The sequence below is a fragment of the Hydrogenophaga sp. genome (assembly GCF_041633695.1).
Lineage (GTDB): Bacteria > Pseudomonadota > Gammaproteobacteria > Burkholderiales > Burkholderiaceae_C > Hydrogenophaga.
This window is the reverse complement of the sequence record NZ_JBFJMY010000310.1, coordinates 1-5,146: the sequence shown is the minus strand read 5'-3', so window position 1 is coordinate 5,146 and position 5,146 is coordinate 1. Positions and strand designations below refer to the sequence as shown.

Below are 5,146 nucleotides of genomic sequence, written 5' to 3'. Positions count from 1 at the left end.
TTGAGCTTGTAGCCGGGGCGGATGCCGCCGTCTTCGTTGATGTCGATGCTCAACGTGGCAATGGGGCCATCCACCGCCAGCCGGATGTGCTGGTAGCGCGAGGGATGGGTCTGGTATTCCACCTGAAAGGGGGCAACGGGCTGGTCGGACATGGGCACTCCAGAAGTGAATAAACGGGCAAGCCCCGCAGGTGACGCGCTTCAAGCCGTCGGGCAGCGGGTTAACGCAGTATATTGCACGTATCGAAAACCGTCAATGCACTTTAGTGCATATTTTCAAGTTCAGGTCTTCAGCTGCAGCAGCTGGTGCACCTGCTCGCGCAACGCCAGAAAAGCCTCGTCCACCCCATAGGCACTGGTGTTGAACTGCAGATCGGCCTTGGAATAAAACGCCGAACGCCCCTCCAGGATGCGCTTCAAATCCTCCATGGCCTCGCGGCTGGCGGCCATGGGGCGCAAATCCCCCTGCTGGGCCACCCGGGCCATGTGATCGGCCGGGTCGGCCTGCAGCCACACCGTGGTGCAGTGCGAGAGCAGCAGGTTGAAGTTCGCGGCATCCGAAACCAGGCCGCCAGGCGTGGCGATCACCACTTCGGGGTAGATCTGGATCGCCTCTTCGAGTGCCCGGCGCTCGTAGCGGCGGTAGGCGCTGGCGCCGTAGAGGTTGTGGATTTCACTGATCTGGCAGCCCGCAAACTGTTCGATCTCGCGGCTGAGTTCGATGAACGGAAAGCCCAGATCGTCCGCCAGGCGTTGTCCCAGCGTGGTTTTCCCCGCCCCGCGCAAACCGATCAGCGCCAGCCTGCATTGCCGCGCCTGGACATTGCCCGGCTCGCCAAACATGTCCACCAGATGCCCATGGGCGCGGCGCAAATCGGCTTCGTTGCGGTGCGCCAGCAGCTCGCGGATCAACAGCCATTCGGGCGACGAGGTGGTGACATCGCCCAGCATCTCGGCCAGGCTGCATTGCAGCGCCTGCGCCACCTGCAGCAACACCAGCACCGAGGCGTTGCCGGTGCCGTATTCCAGGTTGGCCAGATGCCGCTCCGACACGTCGGCGGCCCGTGCCACCGCCTTGCGCGTCATGCCCCGGCGCGAGCGCAGGGTGCGCACCCGCTCCCCCAAGGCCAACAAAAAGGGGTTGGCAGGCGGCGCTACCGCTGCCTCCACAGCCCCATCGGCCAGCGCCGTATCCGAAGTCCCGATAACCATGTTCGCGCCCACTCCTTGGTCGGTATGCGGTAAACCCTTAAACTTGCGCCCACTCAAAACATGCACTTTAATGCATACTACGACGACGCACGATAGTGCATTTATACCTGCAACCGGATGACTTGGGCGCATTTCCCTTCATCCATTCCACACCGAGGCCCGCACATGACCAACCTGCTCCCCAACTTTCTCGCTGGCCGTCTCCAAACCGGTAGCGGCCCCGGCACGCCCTTGTTCGACCCGGTGCTGGGCACCGAACTGGCGCGCGTCTCCAGCGCCGGCCACGATCTGGCCGAAGGATTTGCCTTTGCCCGCGAACAAGGCGGCAGCGCCTTGCGCGCCATGGGCTACGCCCAGCGCGCCGAGATGCTGAACGCCATCGTGCAGGTGCTGCAAGCGAACCGCGACAGCTACTACGCCATCGCCACCGCCAACTCGGGCACCACCACCAAAGATTCGGCGGTCGACATCGACGGCGGCATCTTCACCCTGGGCTATTACGCCAAACAAGGCGCCGCCCTGGGCGACGCCCGCCTGCTGCTCGACGGCGAGCGCATCCGCATGGCCAAGGACCCGCTGTTCCAGACCCAGCACGTGATGAGCCCCACGCGCGGCGTGGCCTTGTTCATCAACGCCTTCAACTTCCCGAGCTGGGGTTTGTGGGAAAAAGCCGCACCCGCCCTGCTCTCTGGTGTGCCGGTGATCATCAAACCCGCCACCGCCACCGCCTGGCTGACCCAGCGCATGGTGATGGACGTGATCGACGCCAAGATCCTGCCACCCGGCGCGCTCTCGGTGATCTGCGGTTCTTCGGCGGGCCTGATGGACCAGCTCCAGGCCTTTGACGTGGTTTCGTTCACCGGGTCTGCCGAAACCGCCCGCATCATCCGCAGCCACCCGGCCGTGGCCGAGCGTTCGGTGCGCTGCAACATCGAAGCCGACAGCCTGAACAGCGCCCTGCTCGACCCGGCAGCCAGCGCCGACAGCGAAAGCTTCCAGTTGCTGGTGAACGAAGTGGCGCGCGAGATGACGGTGAAGAGCGGCCAGAAATGCACCGCCATCCGCCGGGTTTTTGTGCCGCGCGCGCTGTACGACGCAGCCGCCCAGGCCATTGGCGCCAAGCTGGCCAAAATCAGCGTCGGCAATCCGCGCGTGGAGACCGTGCGCATGGGCGCGCTGGTGAGCCGCGAACAATTCGACAGCGTGCAAGCCGGCATCGCACAACTGCGCAGCGAAGCCGAAGTGCTGCACGACGGCAGCGCCGTTGCCCTGGTGGACGCCGACCCGGCGGTCGCCGCCTGTGTCGCGCCCACCTTGCTCGGCTGCCGCGAACCCAGCAAAGCCCGCGTGCTGCACCAGGTCGAGGTGTTCGGCCCGGTGGCCACGCTCATGGCCTACGACAGCGCAGAAGAAGCCTACGCCCTGATCCGCCGTGGCGAAGGTTCGCTGGTGACCTCGCTGTACAGCGCAGACCCGGTTTTCATCGCCCAAGCCACGCAAGAGCTGGCCAGCAGCCATGGCCGGGTGCACGCGGTGTCGCCCGACATCGCCGCCCTGCACAGCGGCCACGGCAACGTGATGCCGATGTCGCTGCACGGCGGCCCCGGTCGCGCAGGCGGCGGTGAAGAACTGGGTGGCTTGCGCGCACTGAATTTTTACCACCGCCGCAGCGCCGTGCAAGCCAGCACGGTGGCACTCGACCAGCTTGCCACGCAAGCCGCTCGACTGGTCTACTGATACCGAGAAACCCCGCGACCCGGCAACGTCCCCCACCTCCCCATGCGCAGCAGGAGCAACACCATGAGCCCCGTCTTCAACCCATTGGTCAGTCCACCCCCCAGTGCCTTCAATTTCGCCGAGCACTTGCTCCGGCTGAACCAGGCACGGGCGCAAAAAACCGCCTTGATCGACGACCAGGGCACGCTCAGCTACGGCCGGTTGACCGAGCAGGTGCAGCGCTTTGCAGCCAGCCTGCAAGCCCTGGGCTTGAAGCGCGAAGAGCGCCTGCTGCTGCTCATGCACGACAGCAGCGACTGGGTCGTGGCCTTTCTGGGCAGCTTGTACGCCGGCGTGGTGCCGGTCTGCGTCAACACCTTGCTCACGGCAGACGACTACGCCTTCATGCTGCACAACAGCCGCGCGCAGGCGGTGGTGGTGTCGGGCGCCTTGCTCGACACGGTGCAAAACGCCTTGGCCCGCGGCACGCACGCGGTGCACAGCACCGTGGTCTCGCGCCCGGCGGCCGAGCTGCCACCCGGTGCGCACGACATGGCGCAACTGCTCGGGCAGAACGCGCCGCTCGGCCAGAGCGCCGCCACCCATGCCGACGAGCCCGCTTTCTGGCTGTATTCGTCGGGCTCCACCGGCCAACCCAAGGGCACGGTGCACAGCCAGGGCAACCTGTACTGGACCGCCGAACTCTATGGCAAAGGTGTGCTCGCGCTGCGCGAGAACGACGTGGTTTTTTCGGCGGCCAAACTCTTTTTCGCCTACGGCCTGGGCAATGCGCTGAGCTTTCCGCTCAGTGTTGGCGCCACCGTGGTGCTCCTGGCCGGCCGGCCCACGCCAACGGCGGTGTTCGAACGCATGCGGCAGCACCAGGCCACCGTGTTCTACGGCGCGCCCACCGGCTACAGCGGCATGCTCGCAGCGCCCGATCTGCCACAGCGCGAGCAAGTGGCCCTGCGCCTGTGTTCCTCGGCGGGCGAAGCCCTGCCCAGCGACCTGGGTGAGCGCTGGACCCAGCGCTTCGGCTGCGAAATCATCGACGGCATCGGTTCCACCGAAATGCTGCACGTGTTCCTCTCCAACCAGCCCGGCGATGTGCGTTACGGCACCACCGGCAAGGCGGTGCCGGGCTACCAGCTCGAGCTGCGTGGCGAAGATGGCCAGCCGGTGGCCGATGGCGAGATCGGCGACCTGTACGTGAGCGGGCCCAGCAGCGCGCTGATGTACTGGAACAACCGCGAAAAAACACGCGACACCTTCCAGGGTATCTGGACCAAGAGCGGCGACAAATACAGCCGCGACGCCGACGGCTATTACACCTACGCCGGACGCAACGACGACATGCTGAAAGTCAGCGGCATCTACGTGAGCCCCTTCGAGGTCGAGTCCACCCTGGTGCAACACCCGGCGGTGCTGGAAGCCGCCGTGATCGGCAAGAACGACGCCGACGGCCTCACCAAAACCAAGGCCTTCGTGGTGCTCAAAGCCGGACAACAGGCCACCGAAGCGGAGTTGCAGGCCTTTGTGAAAGAAAGATTGGCGCCCTACAAATACCCGCGCTTCATCGAATTCCTGAACGAGCTGCCCAAGACCGCGACCGGCAAGATCCAGCGCTTTCGCTTGCGCGAGTTGGACCAGGCCTGAACGCCTCGCGCCGCAGCGCATAATCGGCGGGTCACTGGGGAGTAGCCGCTCTTTTTCCCAAGAGGCTGACGTCAACATACTCGACCATTTGGTTGTGGTGTCAGCGGTTCGCAGAACTTGGCAAGACCTTTGACCACGTCGCATCCGCATGGGCCGGGGAAGCGAGGTGGTCATCCGTCTTTGAACCGGCTGCGGAACCCTCCATGGAAGCACTCTTTGTATCGACCGGCGTGGTCGCCCTGGCCGAGGTCGGCGACAAAACCCAATTGCTGGCCTTCATCCTGGCCGCGCGCTTCAAAAAGCCGCTGCCCATCGTTGCGGGCATTCTCTGCGCCACCTTGGTCAACCACGGCCTGGCAGGCGCCTTGGGCGCCTGGATCACCACCGCGCTCGACCCCCATGTGCTGCGCTGGGTGCTGGGGGCCTCGTTCATCGCCATGGCGGTCTGGACGCTGATACCCGACAAGATCGAAGAGGAAGAAACCCAGGTCGCCAACCGGCTCGGCGTGTTTGGCGCCACCTTGATCACCTTCTTTCTGGCCGAGATGGGCGACAAGACCCAG

Annotated in this window: 4 protein-coding genes and 1 riboswitch; of the genes, 3 read left to right on the top strand and 1 reads right to left on the bottom strand. The window is 64.9% G+C overall.

All coding sequences use genetic code 11. The features are described from left to right. Positions 1-281: 281 nt before the first annotated feature. Positions 282-1,211 (bottom strand): helix-turn-helix transcriptional regulator, encoded by a 930-nt coding sequence (locus tag ABYB95_RS16710; RefSeq protein ID WP_372659687.1) that lies wholly within the window; start codon positions 1,209-1,211, stop codon positions 282-284. 165 nt (positions 1,212-1,376) lie between these two features. Between ABYB95_RS16710 and ABYB95_RS16705 the strand changes: the two genes are divergently transcribed. The 3 genes from ABYB95_RS16705 to ABYB95_RS16695 all read left to right on the top strand — a co-directional run. Beyond that, positions 1,377-2,948 carry a 3,4-dehydroadipyl-CoA semialdehyde dehydrogenase gene (locus ABYB95_RS16705; protein WP_372659686.1) on the top strand — a complete coding sequence of 524 codons (1,572 nt, stop codon included), beginning with the start codon at positions 1,377-1,379 and terminating at the stop codon, positions 2,946-2,948. 63 nt (positions 2,949-3,011) lie between these two features. Continuing rightward, positions 3,012-4,583: a benzoate-CoA ligase family protein gene (locus ABYB95_RS16700; protein ID WP_372659685.1), complete on the top strand. Its 1,572-nt coding sequence runs from the start codon at positions 3,012-3,014 to the stop codon at positions 4,581-4,583. Between the two features lie 24 nt (positions 4,584-4,607). Beyond that, positions 4,608-4,781, top strand: a riboswitch (yybP-ykoY riboswitch). A 5-nt stretch (positions 4,782-4,786) separates the two neighbouring features. Beyond that, the coding region (locus ABYB95_RS16695; RefSeq protein ID WP_372659684.1) for a TMEM165/GDT1 family protein at positions 4,787-5,146 on the top strand (360 nt) is incomplete at its 3' end.